Here is a 17,107-nt window from a genome sequence, read left to right as displayed (position 1 = left end):
GGAATTCGGGCCTTCGGCGATCTCGGGGCAGGCGCCGGTCCCGACCGGCACCGCGGGCTCCCACGGCACCGGACCGGCACCGCGGGTCCCCACTTGTCCCGTTCATGGCAACGGGGTGGTGGCATCGAGAAGCATCGGGGGCGGCGGATGCGTTGTCGAGAGTTCTGACGAACCTTTCTCAAACCCATGTACGAAGTGCCCGGCCCACTCGGCGGGGCGATCCTGTATAACCGACGGCAGGACCTGCACGCGTACGGGAGGAGGGGCAGCCGGTGAACCGCGGTCGGGTGACTCTGCGTCCCGCTCTCGTGCTGCTCTTCCTGCTCGTCGAGGTGGCGCTGCTCGACACCGGCAGCCTCTCCGCCACCGTCGCCCTCGCCGCGACCGCCGCGGCCTCGGCCGCCCTCGCGGTGTGCGCCGTCGTCGCCTCCCGCTGCGCGCCCGCCGTGCCGCGCACCCGGGTGCGGACGGCCATCCGCGACCGTGACCGCCGTACGGCCTTCCTGCCCCAGCGCGATCCCGACGCCCGGGGGCGCACCCGTCCCCGCGCACCCGGTCACGCCCTCCGGGCGACCGTCGCGTAGGGCTCCACCAGCACCTCGGTGACCCCGCGCGGGTCGTCATGCCGCCTGTTCCGTTCCGGCACGACGAGACCCCCGGAGGGCTCACCCATGTCCGTCTTCGCCACCCTGGTCGAGCGACTCGCCGACCTGCTCCAGCCGCTGTTCGGCGCCTCCGCCGCCGCAGCAGCGATCGTCCTGTTCACCGCGCTCGTACGCCTCCTCGTCCACCCCCTGTCCCGGGCCGCCGCGCGCGGTCAGAAGGCCCGGACCGCGCTCCAGCCGAAGATCGCCGAGCTGCGGAAGAAGTACGGGAAGGACCCCGAGCGGCTCCAGCGGGCCGTGCTGGAACTGCACGCCGAGGAGAAGGTGTCGCCGCTGGCCGGCTGCCTGCCCGGGCTGCTGCAGGTGCCCGCGTTCTTCCTGCTGTACCACCTGTTCTCCAGCGACACGATCGGCGGGCGGGCCAACCAACTGCTCGGCCACGAGCTGTTCGCCGCGCCGCTGGGCGGGCGGTGGGCCGACGCGCTCCAGGGCGGGCTCCTCGGCGGGGCCGGACTCGTCTACGCCGGGCTGTTCGCCGTCGCCGCCTGCGTCGCCGCGTTCAGCTACCGCCTCAGCAAGCGCATGACGGCCGCGAACCCCCTCGTCCCGGCCGGGCAGGGCGAGCAGGTGCCCGGGCGGGGTGAGTCCGTGCCCGGACAGGGCGAGCCGATGCCGGGGCTGGGCGCGGTGACCCGGGTGCTGCCGTTCCTGTCGTTCTTCACGCTCGTGACCGTGGCCGTGGTGCCGCTGGCCGCCGCGCTGTACGTGGTGACCAGTACGACGTGGAGCGTCGTCGAGCGGGCCGTGCTGTACCGGTAGCCCGCCGGGTGACGTGACGGTCCAGTCCGTGAACGGGGTATTGCGGAGCGAACACCGACCTTGGAGGATCGACCGGTCCTCCGATGGCTGCCCCGCCGCATCCGGGTCGCGCGCATCGGCCGGGCGCCCGCGATCGAGGGAGACTGATCATGAAGCTGCTGCGAGTCGGTACGGCCGGAGCGGAGCGGCCCGCGCTGCTGGACGCCGAGGGGACCCTGCGGGACCTGTCGGGCGTCGTGGCGGACATCGACGGCGCGCTGCTCGCCGACGAGGAGGCGCTCGGCCGGGTCCGGGCCGCCGCCGACGCGGGCCGGCTGCCCGCACTGGACGCCACCGGGCTGCGGATCGGGCCGCCGCTGGCGCGGATCGGCAAGATCGTCTGCATCGGGCTGAACTACCACGACCACGCGCGGGAGACGGGCGCCGAGCCGCCCGCCGAGCCGGTGGTCTTCATGAAGGCGCCCGACACGGTCGTCGGGCCGAACGACACCGTCCTCGTGCCGCGCGGGTCCCTCAAGACCGACTGGGAGGTCGAGCTGGCCGTCGTCATCGGACGTACGGCCCGCTACCTGGAGTCGGCCGAGGAGGCACTGGCGCACGTCGCCGGGTACGCCGTGGCGCACGACGTGTCCGAGCGGGAGTTCCAGATCGAACGCGGCGGGACCTGGGACAAGGGGAAGAACTGCGAGACGTTCAACCCGCTCGGGCCCTGGCTGGTGACGGCGGACGAGGTGGCCGACCCGCAGCGGCTGCCCCTGAGGCTGTGGGTCAACGGCGAGTTGAAGCAGGACGGGACGACCGCCGAGCAGATCTTCTCCGTGGGGGAGGTCGTGCGGTACCTCAGCCGGTTCATGACGCTGTACCCGGGCGATGTGATCAACACGGGGACGCCGGCGGGTGTGGCGCTCGGGGCGCCCGAGCCGAAGCCGTTCCTGCGGGCCGGGGACGTCGTGGAGCTGGAGATCGAGGGGCTGGGGCGGCAGCGGCAGGAGTTCAAGAACGCGTAGGCGCTCCGCTGGGAGGGCCGGTCATCGGGGAGTTGGGAGGGCCGGTCATCGGGGAGTTGGGAGGACCGGGAGGGCGGGAGAGGCGGGGAACCGCGGTCGTTGCTCGGCTGCGGGCCGGGTGTGGCTTGTCGCGCAGTTCCCCGCGCCCCTAGGGGGCGCCCGCCCTCGTGTCAGCCCAGCAGGGTCGCCAGGTCGCGCCAGGTCTTGCGGGGGAGGGCGTCGCGGGGACCCTCCGCGATCACCTGGAGGGCCACGTGGTCCGCGCCCGCCTCGAAGAAGCTGTCGATCCTGGTGCGGATGGCCGTCTCGTCGCCCCAGGCGAACAGGGCGTCGACGAGGCGGTCGCTGCCGCCGTCCTTCAGGTCCTCCTCCGTGAAGCCGTGGCGGAGGAAGTTGTTGGTGTAGTTGGGCAGGGTGAGGTACAGCTCCAGGAACTCCCGGGCCAGGGCGCGGGCCCGCACCGGGTCCGTCTCCCAGACCACGGCCAGCTCGGGGGCGAGCAGGGGGCCCTCGCCCAGGACGTCGCGGGCGTGCGCGGTGTGCTCGGGCGTGACCAGGTAGGGGATCGTCCCCGCCGCCCGGTCGCGCGTCAGCTTCAGGCTCTTCGGGCCGAGAGCGGCCAGGACCCGGCGGTCCTCGGGCACCCCGGCGGCGTCCAGGCCGTCCAGGTAGGAGACGAGGGCCGAGTACGGGCGGCGGTACTGCTCCGCGAGCCGGGCGTGGCTGACGCCGAGACCGAGTACGAAACGGCCGGGGTGGGCGGCCTCCAGCTCCGCGAACGCCCGACCCGCGGCGTCCGGCTCGTGCTGCCAGATGCTCTGGATGCTGGTGCCGACCGTGAGCCGCGAGGTCGCCTCGATCAGCGGGGCGGCGTGGGCGGCGGAGCTGTTGCCGCCCAGCCACACGGCGCCGTAGCCGAGTTCCTCCAGTTCGGCAGCGGCCTCGGCCAGTTCACCGCGGCGGTCCGGATCCTCCGAGCGCAGACCCACGCTCCAGATCCCGTACCTGCCGACCGCTTCCTTCACGGGAGTGCTCATCTGTTCGGTTCCCTCCGGTGGACGCCCTGTCTGATCACGCGTACGCAGGTGCCAACCGGAGGGAGCCGGTGATGATTCCGGCCGGGCCTAGAGGCCGAGGAACCTCTCCAGGGCCTCCACCACGAGCCGGTGGTCCTGCAGTTGGGGCAGGCCCGACACCGTCACCGCGCCGATCACGCCGACGCCCTCCACGGTGATCGGGAAGGAGCCGCCGTGCGCCGCGTACGTGTCGGGGTCGAGGCGCGAGGACTCCTCGAACGTGGTGCCCTTGGCCCGGAAACGGGCGCCGACCAGGTAGGAGGCCGAACCGTAGCGCTCGACGACCCGGCGCTTGCGGGCGATCCAGGCGTCGTTGTCGGGGGTCGAGCCGGGCAGCGCCGCGTGGAAGAGCTGCTGGCCGGCGCGGTGGATGTCGATGGCGACCGGGGCCTGCCGCTCGCGGGCCAGCTCCACCAGGAGCGAGCCCAGCGCCCAGGCGTCGTCATGCCCGAACCGGCGGAACACCAGGCGGCGTTCCTCCTTCTCCAACTCCTCCAGACTCGGGGTGAGTTCCGGGTGGATCTTCGGCGTGAGCTCCTGGTTGTGCGAGGAACCGTGCGGGGTCTTGTGCGTCACAGCGTCACCACCGTCTTCTCGCGGGCCGAACGACGGGCCGCCTCCAGTACGTCCAGGGCGGCGGCCGCCTCCAGCGCGGTCACCGGGTTCGGGGCGCCCGCCAGCAGGGCCTGCGCCACGGCCGCATAGTAGGCGGGGTAGTCGCCCGGGAGGGTCGGTTCGGGGCGGCCGCCGCCGGTCACCGGGGACTCGCCGGAGCCCACACGCCCCCACAGCGACTTGGGCTCGGCGCCCCAGTCCGGGCCGGGACGGCGTCCCTCGCGCAGGTCCGCCTCCTGCGGGTCCAGGCCGTACTTGACGTAGCCCGCCCGGGAGCCCAGGACGCGGAAACGGGGGCCGAGCTGGGCGGTGGTGGCGGAGACGTAGAGGTGGGAGCGGACGCCGCCGGTGTGCGTGATCGCGATGAACGTGTCGTCGTCCGTCTCGGCGCCCGGGCGGCGGACGTCCGTCTCCGCGTACACGGAGGCCGCCGGGCCGAACAGGACCAGCGCCTGGTCGACGACGTGACTGCCGAGGTCGTAGAGCAGACCTCCGATCTCTGCCGGGTCGCCGGACTCGCGCCAGCCGCCCTTCGGCTTCGGACGCCAGCGCTCGAAGCGCGACTCGAACCGCCAGACGTCGCCCAGCTCGCCCTCGGCGACCAGCTTGCGCAGCGTCAGGAAGTCGTTGTCCCAGCGGCGGTTCTGGAAGACGGAGAGGAGCAGGCCGCGCTCCTCGGCGAGGGCGGCCAGCGCGCGGGCCTCGGCGGCCGTGCCCGCGACGGGCTTGTCGACCACGACCGGGAGACCGGCCTCCAGGGCGGTGGTCGCGAGCGGCACGTGCGTCTTGTTCGGCGACGCGACGACGATCAGGTCCAGCTCGGCGGCCCGTGCGAACAACTCGTCCGGCGAGGCGGCGAGGCGTACGTCCGGGAACTCGGCGCGGGCCTGCTGCTGCCGCTCGGGGTTCGAGGTGACCACCGTGTCGAGGACGAGGCCCTCGGTGGCGGCGATCAGCGGGGCGTGGAAGACGGAGCCGGCGAGGCCGTAACCGACGAGGCCGACGCGGAGGGGTGAGCCGGGGGCTGTCCCGAGGGGTGTGCCAGTCATGCCGTCCACTTTCGCAACGCTGTTGCCAAAGTGCAAGCGCGGAGGACAATGGGGACGTGAACAGGGCGAACGACGGCAGGGCCGGAAGGGCTGACGTGACCGGAGGGGCTGACGTGGCCGAAGCGGCCGGAGGGCCCGGAGCGGCCGCAGGGGCCCAAGGGCCAGTGAGGGCAGGCGGGGCTGCGGCGGCCGGCATGCGTGCCGGGCGGCGCGGGGCCGGGAGCGGTGGCGGTGCGAACCTGCTCGCCCTGCGCAGCCACAACACCGCACTGGTCCTGGACCTGCTGCGGACGGCCGGGGCCGAGGGCATCAGCCGTCTGGAGCTGGCCGAACGGACCGGCCTCACCCCGCAGGCCGTCAGCAAGATCACGGCACGACTGCGGGAGGAGGGGCTCGCGGCGGAGGCGGGGCGGCGGGCGTCGACCGGGGGCAAGCCGCGGACGGTCCTGCGCCTGGTGCCGGAGGCCGGGCACGCGGTCGGGGTCCACCTGGACCGGGACGAGCTGCGGGTCGTGCTGGCCGACCTGCGGGGCGCCGTGGTGGGGGAGCGGCGGACCGCGCTGGATCTCGGGGCCGGTGCGGAAGCCGTGCTCGGGGCGGTGACGGAGGCGGTGGCGGGGGTGCTGGCGGGGGTGCCGGTGCGGGTGCCGGCGGGCGGGCAGGAGAGCATGCCCGCGGGCGGGCCGGGGGGCGGGTCTGCGGGCGGGTCCCCTGCCGTACTGCTCGCCGGGTCCGATGCGGTGCTGCCCGGCGGGTCTGCGGACGGGTCCGCTGCCGTGCTGCCCGGCGGGTTTGCTGGAGTGCTGCCGGGCGGGTCCGTGGACGGGTCCCCTGTCGTGCTGCCCGGCGGGTCCGCTGCCGTGCTGCCGGGCAGGGGCGACGGGGTGTCGCCGAGCAGCGGTCGTGTGGCCCTGCTCGGGGCGGGGGTGGTGCTGCCCGGGCCGTTGGACCACGCCCGGGGGGTGTTGCACCGGGTGACGGGGTTTCCCGAGTGGGACGGGTTCCCCCTGCGGGAGGCCCTGGCCGGGCGGCTCGGCGTGCCGGTCGTGGTCGACAAGGACACCAACGCCGCGGCGCTGGGCCTGGCCGCCGCGGGTGAGGGCGGCTCCTTCGCCTACCTGCACCTCGGTACGGGACTCGGGGCCGGACTCGTGATCGGCGGCAGCGTGCACCGCGGGGCCAGGACCGGGGCGGGGGAGTTCGGCCACCAGGTGATCCAGCTGGACGGCCCGCCGTGCACCTGCGGCGACCGTGGCTGCGTGGAGGCCCTGTGCCTCGGCGCGGTGGCGCGTGGCGACATCGAGGAGGCGGCACGGGTCCTCGGGGCCGGGGCGGCGAACCTGGTGGGCCTGCTCGACATCGACGTCGTCCTGCTCGGCGGCCGCACGGTGGCCTCGGCGCCGGAGCCGTTCCTCCGCGGCGTCGGGGCGGTCCTGGAGGAGCGGGCCCGGCGCACCGGCCAGAACGCGGTACCGGTCCGGCTCGCGCCGGGAGGGAGCCGGGGCGTGGCGGCAGGGGCGGCGCAGTTGGTGCTGGGGCCGGTGTTCGGGCGAGCGGACGGGTAAACCCCGCCCATCCCGACCACCCGGCCATCCCGTCTCGTGCGTCCCGACCGCCCCGCTCAGCCCGAGCGTGTCGATCACCCCGACGGTCTCGACCACCGCCCCGCTCAGCCCGAGTGTCTCGATCACCCCGACGGTCTCGACCACCGCCCCGCCCAGCCCGAGTGTCTCGATCACCCCGACGGTCTCCACCACCGCCCCGCTCAGCCCGAGCGTGTCGATCACCCCGACGGTGACCACTACCACCGCCCCGCCCACCCCGCCCGCCTCGATCACCCCGACCGTCTCGACCACCCGCCCCACTCACCCCGCCCGCCCGACCCCCTGTCCGCCAACCGGGCGGTTCCCCGCCACCATTCGGGGTGCTTCGCGGCCCGGCCGACTTCCCTTCTGCGCCATCCGGCTATGTCACATCATCATGCGACACTGCACGCCCGCTCCTTACTGCCTGGCGGCGGCAGCCGCCGTCCTGTTCTCCGGCGCGTCCCCGGCGTACGCCGCCGAGGCCCCGGCGCCCGCCTGCGCCGCGCCCGACGACCACACCTTCCCGCTCACCACCCGCCTGCGCGGCGGGCCGGACACCTACACGGCCGGGGGCGGGTTCGGGACCTGGTACCTGGACCTGACCAACACCACCGACCGGACCTGCTCCGCGATCCACCCCGTCGTCGTGCTCGTCGACGACCGGCGCGTCCTGGAGCCGTCCCAGCCCCGGCTGGAGTTCTTCGAGGGGTCCCGCGCCCACCCCGTGCGGTTCGAGAAGACCGGCGAGGACGAACTCGTCGGGGCCTTCACCGATGAGGAGAGCGGCTTCGGCGGGTTCACCGTCGGGCCCGGCGGCACCGTCAGCGTGAAGGTCCGGCTCGCGGTCACCTCGGACGCCCGGCCCAACGACGTGACCGCCAACGCCGCGGTGGTGCAGCGGCACGACGACGACGGCGACTGGGTCGGGCAGTCCGGCGACTACCGCTTCCGGATCGAGGGCGACGACGCTCCGGACACCGACACCGACACCGACACCGACACCGGCACCGGCACCGAGCCGCGCCCCGACTCCGACCCCGACCCGGACGCCTCCGTGCCGCCCCGCGAGGACCGCTTCCCCTTCGCGGAGGAGCTGGCCCGCACCGGCAGCCGCGTCCAGGCCGCCGCGGCCGGGGCGGCCGTGCTGCTCGCCGGGGGAGGTGCGCTGCTCCTCCTGCGCAGGCGCCTCTGACGCACCGTCCCCGTGCGGCGGCACGCGGGCCCGGTGGGCCGGGCCCCGGCGTGGTCCGGAGGGCTCCGTGTCCCGCCTGTCGGGACGTGGGCGGCGGCCCATTCCGCAAGATCCCGTCACTGTCTAGGCTGGGTCGCACGCTGGACCGCGTACGGCAGGAGATCCCGCACATGGCAGACCGCAAGCCCATCGAGTCGTGGCTCACCGACATGGACGGTGTGCTCATCCACGAGGGCGTACCGATCCCCGGAGCCGACGCCTTCCTCAAGAAGCTGCGCGAGTCGGGGAAGCCCTTCCTGGTCCTCACCAACAACTCGATCTACACCCCGCGCGACCTGCACGCCCGGCTGAAGCGCATGGGCCTGGAGGTGCCGATCGAGAGCATCTGGACCTCGGCGCTGGCCACCGCCCAGTTCCTGGACGACCAGCGGCCGGGCGGCTCGGCGTACGTCATCGGCGAGGCGGGCCTGACCACCGCGCTGCACGACATCGGCTACATCCTCACCGACCACGAGCCGGACTACGTCGTCCTCGGCGAGACGCGCACGTACTCCTTCGAGGCCATGACGAAGGCGGTCCGGCTGATCCTCGGCGGCGCGCGGTTCATCGCCACCAACCCCGACGAGACCGGCCCCTCCGCCGAGGGCCCGCTGCCCGCGACCGGCGCGGTGGCCGCGCTGATCACCCAGGCCACCGGCAGGAAGCCGTACTTCGCGGGCAAGCCCAACCCGCTGATGATGCGCACCGGGCTGAACGCCATCGGGGCCCACTCCGAGACCAGCGCGATGATCGGCGACCGGATGGACACCGACGTGCTGGCCGGCATCGAGGCCGGGATGCGGACGTTCCTGGTGCTCACCGGCCTGACCCGGCCCGACCAGGTCGAGGACTTCCCGTACCGGCCGTCGCAGATCGTGGACTCGATCGCGGACCTCGTCGACCGCGTCTGACCTCCCGGGCGGCCCGCTCCGCCGGCTCAAACCCGTCGCCACCCGTACGGAGCAGTCACCGCGTCCCCGAGGATGCGGTGACCGCTCGCGCGGGGGAGGCTCCAGGCGTCTGGAGGTTCACGATGGGTTCCCTGAGAGTCACGGTCTGCACGGGTGTCCTGGCCGCGGCCGCCCTGACGCCGGCGGCGCACGCGGCGGACAGCGGGGACGCGCGGCAGACGGGGAGCGTCTCGGTGGCCCCGGCCACCGCGGCTCCCGGCGCGGACATCACGCTCCGCGTGACCGACTGCGCCCGGCGCACGGCCGTCGCCGCCTCGCCCGCGTTCGTCGCGGACGCCCGGCTCACCGTCACGGACGCCGCACGGGAGCTGACCGGCGAGAGCCGCGTCCGCTCCACGCTCGCCCCGGGCACGTACGCCGTGCGGGTCACCTGCGGCGAGGCGGAGCGGACCGGAACGCTCACCGTCCGCGAGGACTCCGCCGGCGGCCCGGCCGTACGGCCCCCGCAGTCCGTCCCCGGCCCCGGCGGCCGGCCCCTCACCCCCGGCACCGGCGGGCCCCCGCCCGTGCCCGGCGGCGACGGGCAGTCGTACGCCCCGGCAGCCGAGCCGGACGACGACCCCGAGCACGCGGGCGAGGGCGACGCGCAGTCGTCCGCCGACCGCCGTCCGGTCGCCCCCGCCTCCCCCGTCGCGCCCGTCCGGGCCGGTGGCGGCGGTGCCGCCCATCTGGTCGCCGCCGAGGAGCGCGGGGCCGGCCCCGGTACCGCGCAGGGTGTGACCGGCCTGGTGCTCGCCGGCGTGGCCGCGCTGGTGGTCGCGCTGGGCGGGGTCCGCCGGAGCCGTGGAACGGACTGACCATGTCCCACCAGGAACAGAGGCTCTCCGCGGGCACCGGCCGTCTTCTGGCCGGCATGGCCTGGGTGGTACTGCTGCTCGGCCTGTGGCTGTGGGGCCGCGAGGTCACCGACGTACGGCACGGCATATCCGCCCCGGCCACCGGCGACATGGCGGCGGCTGGCCGGCCCCCGGACGTGAAACTGCCTCCCGCCCACCGTCCCCTCACCGACGCGCTGCCGCAGCGCGTCGACATCCCCGGACTCGGCGTGCAGGCCCCCGTGGTGGCCCGCGGCCTCGACCGGAGCGGGGCGCCCGACCCGCCGCCGTACGACCAGCCGGGCGTGGTCGGCTGGTACGCGGGCGGAGTGGCGCCCGGGGCTCCGGGCACCGCGCTGCTGGTCGGCCATGTCGACACCGACACCCGGCCGGCCGTCTTCTACAAGGTCAGCGCCATGCGGCCGGGCCAGACGATCCGGGTGATCCGGGCGGACGCGAAGGTCGCCGAGTTCACCGTCGAGTCCGTCCAGGTCCTCAGCCGCGACCGCTTCGACGCCCACCAGGCCTACGGCCCCCGCCAGTCGGGGCGGGCCGAGCTGCGGCTGGTGACCTGCGGTGGCAGCTTCGACCGTACGACGCACAGCTACACGGCGAACGTGGTCGTCTCGGCGTATCTGACGGGAACCGGCCTGTGACGCCTCCGCCTACGGCACGGTCCCCGGCCCGGCCGGCGCCCGCTCCCCCTGAAGCCGCCGGCCGGGCCGGCCTCGACCGCGCGCGCACGGGCTGCGGGAGTAACCCGGCGAGCTGCGCGGGAGGTCACGGGAGCCACGGTGAGTGAATCTCTGGCCGAAGGCCGGGCCCCGCAGGAACGACTCTAGAACCAAAGGACCGCCCTGGCCTAGAGGCCGGATGACGCCAAGTCCCGGCCCGGTGGCGCAGCGTCATCCGCGCAGGTCGGGCTCGGCCTCGTGGGTGCTGCGGGACGTATGTCAGGATTGAGCCTCGGAACGCTGCACCCAAGGGGGAGTTGGATGTACGGCAGCAGGGGGGTCGGGGCGTCCGCCGGAAGGCGGGTGTCCGCGGCGGTGCTGGGGGCGGCACTGCTGATCACGGGATGTTCGGGCGGTGACGGGGGCGACGAGGGTCCGGACTCGGGAGGCGACGCGGGCGCCGGCATCACCCAGCAGCCCAAGGAGACCGCCCCGTTCTGGGTCAACCCCAACGGCACGGCGGCCCGGCAGGTCGCCGCGCTGGAGAAGGCCGGCAAGAAGCAGGACGCCGAGCAGATCCGCAAGATCGCCGAGCAGCCGGTCGCCGAGTGGGTCGGCCCGGACAACCCCGAGGAGCAGACCCGGGGCTTCACCGAGGCCGCCGACAAGGCGGGCCGCACGGCCCTGCTCGTCCTCTACAACATCCCGCACCGCGACTGCGGCCAGTACTCCCAGGGCGGTGCCGCCGACGGCGACGCCTACCGGGCCTGGCTCGACGGCGTCGCGGCGGGCATCGGCGACCGCCCGGCCACGGTCGTCCTGGAACCGGACGCCCTGCTCCACCTCGTCGACGGCTGCACCCCGGAGCAGTTCCACGAGGAGCGCTACGACCTCCTCAAGGGCGCCGTCGCCAAGCTGAAGGCCCTGAAGAACACGAAGGTCTACCTGGACGCGGGCAACGCCGGCTGGCAGAACCCGGACCAGATCTTCGAGCCGCTGCAGCGCGCGGGCATCGACCGGGCCGACGGGTTCTCGGTCAACGTCTCCAACTTCTACTCGACGCCGGACTCCATCGCCTACGGCAAGCAGCTCTCCGCCAAGGTGGGCGGCAAGCCCTTCGTCATCGACACCAGCCGCAACGGCAAGGGCCCCTACACGCAGGGCAATCCCGACGAGCGCTGGTGCAACCCGCCCGGCCGCGCGCTGGGCGAGACGCCGACGACGAAGACCGCGGACCCGCTGGTCGACGCCTACCTGTGGGTCAAGCGCCCCGGCGAGTCGGACGGCGAGTGCAAGGGCGGCCCCAAGGCCGGCCAGTGGTGGGAGGACTACGCGCTGAAGCTGGCGAAGGCCACCGGCTGACACACCCCGCCGGACATGCGTAAGGGGCGCCCTCCCGACCGGAGAGCGCCCCTTCAGCCGTTTCGGCTACGGCACCTTGACCCACTGGGCCTTGCTCGGGGTCCCCTCGGCGTCCGTCACGAACATCATGTACCAGCCCGCCTGGACCAGGTTCCGGTTCTCCGGCACGGTCACCGTCAGCTGGTCGCCGGACGCCTTGAAGTCCAGGGCTATGGAGCGCTGGTCGACGTCCGTGACGTGCGTGGCGGCGCTCGGCCGGATCAGCCGGACCTTGTCGACCCTCGCCGCGTCCGGGGAGGTGAAGGTCCCCGTCCCGCCGCGCTCGATGGTCTTCGGCCCGCCCGACAGCGAGGGCCGGTCCGCGTCACCGTAGAGGTAGGGCGGCGTGTAGATCTCGATGCGCTGCTCGAACTTGCCCGGCTTGGTGTTGGCCTTGTCGGCGTAGAGCGAGTCCGAGCCGAAGAACATCACGCGGCCGTCGGGCAGCAGGATCGAACCGGAGTGGTAGTTGCGGCCCACCAGCGGGTCGGCGACCCGCTTGAGCTCGTTCTTCTCCGTGTCGTACAGCCGCGCCTCGAAGATGTTGGAGTCGCCGCGGCCCCGGTAGTCCTCCGAGCCGCCGGAGATCAGCACGCTGTCGTCCGGCAGGATCGAGGCGTTCGGGTAGCGGGTGCCCTTGTCCAGGGACGGGCCGTCCACGAAGCGCGGGTCCGGCTTCTTCAGGTCGACGATCCGGGTCTTCTCACTGGAGCGCTGGGACTCGCCGACACCGCCGCCGCCGATCACCATGTACTTCTCGTCCTGAGCCGGCGGCAGCAGCACCGTGCCGGAGGTCTCCATCAGCTTGGGATCGCTCAGGCCGGGGATCTTCGCGAACTTGTTGGTGTCCACGTCCCACACACCCGGATCGCGGCCCACGTTGTCCGGCCCGTAGCCCGCGTTGGAGCCCGAGTAGAAGACCTTGCCGTTCTGCATGAGGAACAGCGCCGGGTAGGTCGGGAACTGCCGGACCGTGTCCGTGTAGGTCCACTTCCTGGTCTTCGGGTCGAAGATCTCGTTCTTGCCCGGGACCAGCTGCCCGATGTCGTCGAGGCCGGAGACGCTGAGGATCTTCCCGTCGCTCAGGGTGGTGAGCGTCGGGTACCAGCGGGCCTCCTTCATCGGGTCGACCTTGATGTACTTCTCGGCGACCGGGTCGAACTCGAAGGCGTCCCGGATGCCCTGGAAGTCCTTCTTGTCCAGGGCGAGCTTCTGCGCGATGCCGTAGGTGTTCTTGGCGTCGGCGCCCTTCAGGCCGTGCACGCGGTAGTTGTCCTGCGTGCCGGTCTCGAACCTCTTGCCCCGCTTCTGCGCCTCGACGTAGATCCGGCCGAGGCCGGGGTCGTTGCGCAGGAACCTGCCGGTCGCCTTGTCGAAGACCTTCTTGGCGCGCGGCACCAGCACCGGGTCCTTGGAGACGAACGTCTTGCCGTTCTCCTTGCCCGTGAACTTCGTGCCGGCGGGCAGCGTGATCGGCTTGTCCGGGTTCTCGTTGTGGACGATCATCAGGCCGCCGGCCTTGGTGACGTCACCCTTGAGCTTCTCGTACCGCTTGGTGCCGCCCGCGATCAGCAGGTTGCCGTTGGCGAGCTGCGTGTGGCCGGTGCAGAACAGGTCGGCGGGCGTGGGCACCTTCTTGACGGTGCCCTTGACCGGGTCCCAGATCCGGGTGTCGAACCTCTTCGCGTCGAAGTTGTCCTGGTTGTTGCCCGACCCCGCGACGAGCAGCACCTTGCCGGTGCGCAGCAGCGCCGCGTGGATGGTGTTCTGCCGGTACTCCTCGGGGAAATCGATGATCTCCCACTTGCCGTTGGCGGCCTTGTACTCCGGCTTGTTGATTGTGTACTGGTGGTATTTCTCGGTGCCGAAGCGGTAGAGCCACGGCCCGTTCATCCCGGCCAGCGCGAGTACCACCGCCGTGCCGATCGCGAGTCGACGGGCCCGGCGGCGGCCTGCACGGTCGTTCATTCCTTACGTCCCCCAAGTCCACCAAGGGCGATCTGCATGGTCTGGTCGGTTCCCCCGACCTCCCCGTTCGCGCCGGGGGCTGCGGCCCAACCGGGCGTGTGCTGCGGGGCGTGCGGCGCCTGCTGCTGCGGGACGGGCAGCGGCTGCGTCCGGTGCGGGCCCGCAGAGTCCTGCGGCGGCTCCCCGGAGGGAGCGGCGGGCTTCTTGGCGTCCTGCTTCAGCTGCCAGCGCCAGGCGAAGATCGGCGTGGCGGTGATCAGCATGGCGAAGATCGCCCAGATGATCATCGCGGGGTGCGAGTGGCCGAAGACGAAGCCGGCCGCGATCGACCCGCCGAAGATCAGGATGAAGTACCAGTGGTAGCGGAACGTCCCGAACCAGCGGTCGGGGCTGGCGGAGTCGCCCTTGGGCGTGACCACGAACTTGCTCTTGCGGCGCAGCGCGGAGTCGATCAGCGCCTTCGCGTACAGCGGCGCCGACAGCGCGGACATCACCATGCCGGCCACACCGCCGGAGCCCTCGGGCTCGTGCGGCGAGACGTTGTGGCGGCGGTTCCAGACGTACAGGCCGATCTGCAGGGCGGAGGCGTTGCCGTAGAGCATCAGCCAGACGGCCGGGTCGATGTTCACACCCGAGGCGCCCAGGCCCAGGAACAGCGCGCAGCTGAGCGCGGCCAGGATCCAGTTCAGGGCCGACATCGGGTAGAAGATGATCATCATCGTGTAGTTGAAGAGCTTGCTCGGCGGCAGCGAGTACCAGCCCTTCCAGTACTGCTTGAGGATCGTCTCGTACGTCCCTCGCGACCAGCGCATCTGCTGGGTGAAGAAGTCCGTCCAGGCGCTGGGGCCCTCACCGACGGCGAGCACGTCCGGGGTGTAGACCGAGCGCCACTTGTTGCCCGTCGCCGGGTTCTTGTGGCGGTGGATCTCGAAGCCGGTCGCCATGTCCTCGGTGATCGAGTCGTACAGACCGCCGATCTGCTTGAGCGCCCTGATGCGCACCGCGTTGGACGTGCCGACGAACATCGGGGCGCCGTAGCGGTTGCCCGCGCGCTGGATCAGGGCGTGGAAGAGGAACTGCTGCGACTCGGCGGCCTTGGTGACGAACGAGTCGTAGTTGCCGTAGACCTGCGGGCCGATCACGAAGCCGACGTCCGGGTCGCGGAAGAAGCCGAGCATCCGCTCCAGGTAGTTGGGCAGCGGCACGTGGTCGGTGTCGACCGAGGCGAAGAAGTCGTAGTCGTCGCCGTGCGCCTCCAGCCAGGCGTTGTAGTTGCCGTGCTTGGTCTTGGCGCGGTGCGGGCCCTTGGCCTGGTTCCACTTCGCGACGCCCTTGCGGGAGAAGTGGTGCACGCCGAGGCGCTCGCAGACCGCCTTCACCTCGGGGTCGTCGCCCTCGTCCAGCAGCCAGACGTGCATCAGGCCCCGGTGGCGGATCCTCACCGCCGCCTCCAGGGTCTTCGTCACCATCTCCAGCGGCTCCTTGCCGGGCACGAAGGAGGTGAGGAAGGCCACTCTCGTACCGACCTCGGGCACCACCGGGATCGGGTCGCGGGCGACCAGGGTGGCGTGCGCGTTGGACAGCACGTTCATGCAGCGGAAGAACTCGATCAGGCCGATCGAGACGAGCATCACCATGTCGAGCGCCGGCAGCCAGTCGAAGGCCGGGTAGTCGCGCTCGGTCCAGTGCTCGGGCTGGAGCAGCCAGAACAGCAGCACCAGCGACAGCACGGGGGCCGCCGCCAGCATCAGGGCGACCCGGATGCGGTGCGGCTCCTGCGAGATGAGCGAGCGGTACTGCACCTTGTACGGCTTGCTCGGATCGGGCTGGGTGAGGGGACCCGCGAGCCGGCTGTAGTGCTCGTAGTCGTATCTCGGCAGCGTCTTCTTGATCCGCCGGAACGTCCCCGTGGTGCTCATACGGTGAGACGGCACCCTCAGCTGGGTGGTCTGTGACGGGTCGTGGTCCTGCCGGGCACCCGTGGGCCTCGACGTCATGAGTCATCCCCCCACACGCGGACCGCCGCGTGTTTCGTCGCTTCCTACCGTCTGCTGCGGTCCCCCTCGACCTTCACAGACGTATCAGTGGTGGGTCGCAGTCACCACGTCATCCACACCCTATAGACATGGCAATACGACCTTCCGGTTGCATGATGCCCCCCACGGCATCGCTTCATGAACGGGGCCCCTACCCCCGCGCAGTCCGCAACCGGTTCCGAATCCCCCCAACTGCCGCGAAACCGCAGCATCTTGAAAAACCAGGAAACCAGGGTTCTACGGCGATCATCATGATCGCAAGATGCGAAACGCGGTGTTTACCGGTCATACGCGTTCATTGTGGCGCGTGTGAGGACCCTGTGGAGCCGTTGTGGACAGGCGGGCGCGAATGTTGCCGAAATGCTCCCTTATGGCCTCCTCTGCCCGCATTGCGTCGCCCGACCGTACCGCGTCCAGGATCTCCCGGTGCTGCCGGCAGGTCACCTTCGGGTCCTGCGGCACACCCCCGAGATCGGTCCGGACCCGGTGGAAGGCGTCCCAGAACGCCTCCAAAACCTCACTCAGCAGCACGTTGTCCAGCCCCCGGTAGAGGGTGGCGTGAAAGGCCCGGTCGGTCTCCGCGAGGCCGGCTCCCTGCGCGGCCTGCTCTTCCATACGGCCGACGAGCGCGTCCAGTTCAACGAGGTCGTCCGGCGGTATCCGCCCCGCGAGCCGGGAGGCCAGGCCGGTCTCCACAGCCTCGCGCAGTTCGAGCAGCTGGAGCAGGGAGTCCTCGCCCCGGTAGTGCCCGGCGACCGTGCGGAAGGCCAGGCCCTCGATCATCGGGGCGAGGGACATCGGGCCGACGTAGGTGCCGAAACCGTGCCGGATCTCGACGATGCCCATGGCCTGGAGCGCCTTCAGCGCCTCACGCACCGAGTTCCGGCTCGCGCCGAGGTACTCCATCAGCTCGGGCTCGGTCGGCAGCGGGGCCCCGGAGGCCAGTCTGCGGTCGATGATGAGCTTCTTGATCCGCTCCTGAAGGTCACGCGCTGCCATGGCGAGAGGGTATCCGGCCAAACGTGCGGTGGCCCCGGTTCCGGCCAGAGAAAAGTTCCGGCCAGGAAAGGGGCCTGGCCCGGAGGTCCCGGACATGCGAAAGGCCCCTCGTCGCCGAGAGGCCTTCCGGTCGGTGCGCCGCCAGGGACTCGAACCCCGGACCCGCTGATTAAGAGTCAGCTGCTCTAACCAACTGAGCTAGCGGCGCGCGCTGACGGCACAACTCTACAGGACGCCCGGAGGTGCTCCCGACCA

15 protein-coding genes and 1 tRNA gene are annotated in these 17,107 nt (G+C 72.1%); 9 read left to right on the top strand and 7 right to left on the bottom strand.

Annotated elements, in window-relative coordinates:
* Window positions 1-272: 272 nt before the first annotated feature.
* The 3 genes from ACPXCS_RS10650 (at window position 273) to ACPXCS_RS10640 (ending at window position 2,431) form a co-directional block, all read left to right on the top strand.
* The gene (locus ACPXCS_RS10650) at window positions 273-584 is read left to right on the top strand and encodes a DUF6412 domain-containing protein (protein WP_425970942.1); all 312 of its coding nucleotides are present in this window, start codon (window positions 273-275) and stop codon (window positions 582-584) included.
* 87 nt (window positions 585-671) lie between these two features.
* Window positions 672-1,424, top strand: a complete 753-nt coding sequence (locus ACPXCS_RS10645) for a YidC/Oxa1 family membrane protein insertase (protein ID WP_425947410.1) — start codon at window positions 672-674, stop codon at window positions 1,422-1,424.
* 149 nt (window positions 1,425-1,573) lie between these two features.
* Complete coding sequence (locus tag ACPXCS_RS10640) at window positions 1,574-2,431, top strand: fumarylacetoacetate hydrolase family protein (protein WP_425947408.1); 858 nt, start codon at window positions 1,574-1,576, stop codon at window positions 2,429-2,431.
* A 170-nt stretch (window positions 2,432-2,601) separates the two neighbouring features.
* Here the strand turns inward: ACPXCS_RS10640 and ACPXCS_RS10635 are convergent, their stop codons facing one another.
* The 3 genes from ACPXCS_RS10635 to ACPXCS_RS10625 all read right to left on the bottom strand — a co-directional run bounded on the left by ACPXCS_RS10635 (window position 2,602) and on the right by ACPXCS_RS10625 (window position 5,171).
* On the bottom strand, window positions 2,602-3,468 hold the full coding sequence (locus ACPXCS_RS10635) for an LLM class F420-dependent oxidoreductase (RefSeq protein WP_425947406.1): 867 nt from the start codon (window positions 3,466-3,468) through the stop codon (window positions 2,602-2,604).
* 87 nt (window positions 3,469-3,555) lie between these two features.
* Window positions 3,556-4,083: a heme-degrading domain-containing protein gene (locus ACPXCS_RS10630; protein ID WP_425947405.1), complete on the bottom strand. Its 528-nt coding sequence runs from the start codon at window positions 4,081-4,083 to the stop codon at window positions 3,556-3,558.
* The gene (locus ACPXCS_RS10625; protein ID WP_425947403.1) at window positions 4,080-5,171 is read right to left on the bottom strand and encodes a Gfo/Idh/MocA family oxidoreductase; all 1,092 of its coding nucleotides are present in this window, start codon (window positions 5,169-5,171) and stop codon (window positions 4,080-4,082) included. The genes ACPXCS_RS10630 and ACPXCS_RS10625 overlap by 4 nt, the downstream gene beginning before the upstream one ends.
* Window positions 5,172-5,365: 194 nt before the next feature.
* Between ACPXCS_RS10625 and ACPXCS_RS10620 the strand changes: the two genes are divergently transcribed.
* The 6 genes from ACPXCS_RS10620 (at window position 5,366) to ACPXCS_RS10595 (ending at window position 11,810) form a co-directional block, all read left to right on the top strand.
* Window positions 5,366-6,736, top strand: a complete 1,371-nt coding sequence (locus ACPXCS_RS10620) for an ROK family transcriptional regulator (RefSeq protein ID WP_425947402.1) — start codon at window positions 5,366-5,368, stop codon at window positions 6,734-6,736.
* Between the two features lie 415 nt (window positions 6,737-7,151).
* A complete protein-coding gene (locus tag ACPXCS_RS10615; RefSeq protein WP_425947400.1) occupies window positions 7,152-7,949 on the top strand; it encodes a hypothetical protein in 798 nt (265 codons plus the stop codon).
* Window positions 7,950-8,119: 170 nt separating this feature from the next.
* Complete coding sequence (locus tag ACPXCS_RS10610; protein ID WP_425947399.1) at window positions 8,120-8,899, top strand: HAD-IIA family hydrolase; 780 nt, start codon at window positions 8,120-8,122, stop codon at window positions 8,897-8,899.
* A 122-nt stretch (window positions 8,900-9,021) separates the two neighbouring features.
* Window positions 9,022-9,756 (top strand): hypothetical protein, encoded by a 735-nt coding sequence (locus ACPXCS_RS10605; protein ID WP_425947398.1) that lies wholly within the window; start codon window positions 9,022-9,024, stop codon window positions 9,754-9,756.
* Between the two features lie 2 nt (window positions 9,757-9,758).
* Window positions 9,759-10,430 carry a class F sortase gene (locus ACPXCS_RS10600; RefSeq protein ID WP_425947396.1) on the top strand — a complete coding sequence of 224 codons (672 nt, stop codon included), beginning with the start codon at window positions 9,759-9,761 and terminating at the stop codon, window positions 10,428-10,430.
* 339 nt (window positions 10,431-10,769) lie between these two features.
* A complete protein-coding gene (locus ACPXCS_RS10595) occupies window positions 10,770-11,810 on the top strand; it encodes a glycoside hydrolase family 6 protein (protein ID WP_425947394.1) in 1,041 nt (346 codons plus the stop codon).
* A 66-nt stretch (window positions 11,811-11,876) separates the two neighbouring features.
* On the opposite strand, the gene ACPXCS_RS10590 is transcribed toward ACPXCS_RS10595, so the two are convergent.
* From ACPXCS_RS10590 to ACPXCS_RS10575, 4 genes are all read right to left on the bottom strand, one after another.
* Window positions 11,877-13,817, bottom strand: a complete 1,941-nt coding sequence (locus ACPXCS_RS10590; RefSeq protein ID WP_425947392.1) for a galactose oxidase-like domain-containing protein — start codon at window positions 13,815-13,817, stop codon at window positions 11,877-11,879.
* Window positions 13,814-15,814 carry a glycosyltransferase family 2 protein gene (locus ACPXCS_RS10585; RefSeq protein WP_425947390.1) on the bottom strand — a complete coding sequence of 667 codons (2,001 nt, stop codon included), beginning with the start codon at window positions 15,812-15,814 and terminating at the stop codon, window positions 13,814-13,816. The genes ACPXCS_RS10590 and ACPXCS_RS10585 overlap by 4 nt, the downstream gene beginning before the upstream one ends.
* A gap of 324 nt (window positions 15,815-16,138) precedes the next feature.
* Window positions 16,139-16,852, bottom strand: coding sequence for a FadR/GntR family transcriptional regulator (locus ACPXCS_RS10580; RefSeq protein WP_425947388.1), 714 nt, complete (start codon window positions 16,850-16,852; stop codon window positions 16,139-16,141).
* A 134-nt stretch (window positions 16,853-16,986) separates the two neighbouring features.
* Window positions 16,987-17,060 (bottom strand) — tRNA-Lys (locus ACPXCS_RS10575).
* Between the last annotated feature and the right edge of the window lie 47 nt (window positions 17,061-17,107).

The organism is Streptomyces sp. DT190 (assembly GCF_049846985.1).
GTDB lineage: Bacteria > Actinomycetota > Actinomycetes > Streptomycetales > Streptomycetaceae > Streptomyces.
Note: the sequence above shows the minus strand (reverse complement) of the source record. Positions and strands in the feature narration are given on the sequence as shown.

Excerpts from the sequence above, each read along its gene's own strand:
- ACPXCS_RS10645 (WP_425947410.1), top strand. The coding sequence starts at position 672 with ATGTCCGTCTTCGCCACCCTGGTCGAGCGACTCGCCGACCTGCTCCAG.
- ACPXCS_RS10640 (WP_425947408.1), top strand. The coding sequence starts at position 1,574 with ATGAAGCTGCTGCGAGTCGGTACGGCCGGAGCGGAGCGGCCCGCGCTG.
- ACPXCS_RS10635 (WP_425947406.1), bottom strand. The coding sequence starts at position 3,468 with ATGAGCACTCCCGTGAAGGAAGCGGTCGGCAGGTACGGGATCTGGAGC.
- ACPXCS_RS10625 (WP_425947403.1), bottom strand. The coding sequence starts at position 5,171 with ATGACTGGCACACCCCTCGGGACAGCCCCCGGCTCACCCCTCCGCGTC.
- ACPXCS_RS10620 (WP_425947402.1), top strand. The coding sequence starts at position 5,366 with ATGCGTGCCGGGCGGCGCGGGGCCGGGAGCGGTGGCGGTGCGAACCTG.
- ACPXCS_RS10615 (WP_425947400.1), top strand. The coding sequence starts at position 7,152 with ATGCGACACTGCACGCCCGCTCCTTACTGCCTGGCGGCGGCAGCCGCC.
- ACPXCS_RS10610 (WP_425947399.1), top strand. The coding sequence starts at position 8,120 with ATGGCAGACCGCAAGCCCATCGAGTCGTGGCTCACCGACATGGACGGT.
- ACPXCS_RS10605 (WP_425947398.1), top strand. The coding sequence starts at position 9,022 with ATGGGTTCCCTGAGAGTCACGGTCTGCACGGGTGTCCTGGCCGCGGCC.
- ACPXCS_RS10600 (WP_425947396.1), top strand. The coding sequence starts at position 9,759 with ATGTCCCACCAGGAACAGAGGCTCTCCGCGGGCACCGGCCGTCTTCTG.
- ACPXCS_RS10595 (WP_425947394.1), top strand. The coding sequence starts at position 10,770 with ATGTACGGCAGCAGGGGGGTCGGGGCGTCCGCCGGAAGGCGGGTGTCC.
- ACPXCS_RS10590 (WP_425947392.1), bottom strand. The coding sequence starts at position 13,817 with ATGAACGACCGTGCAGGCCGCCGCCGGGCCCGTCGACTCGCGATCGGC.
- ACPXCS_RS10585 (WP_425947390.1), bottom strand. The coding sequence starts at position 15,814 with ATGACGTCGAGGCCCACGGGTGCCCGGCAGGACCACGACCCGTCACAG.
- ACPXCS_RS10580 (WP_425947388.1), bottom strand. The coding sequence starts at position 16,852 with ATGGCAGCGCGTGACCTTCAGGAGCGGATCAAGAAGCTCATCATCGAC.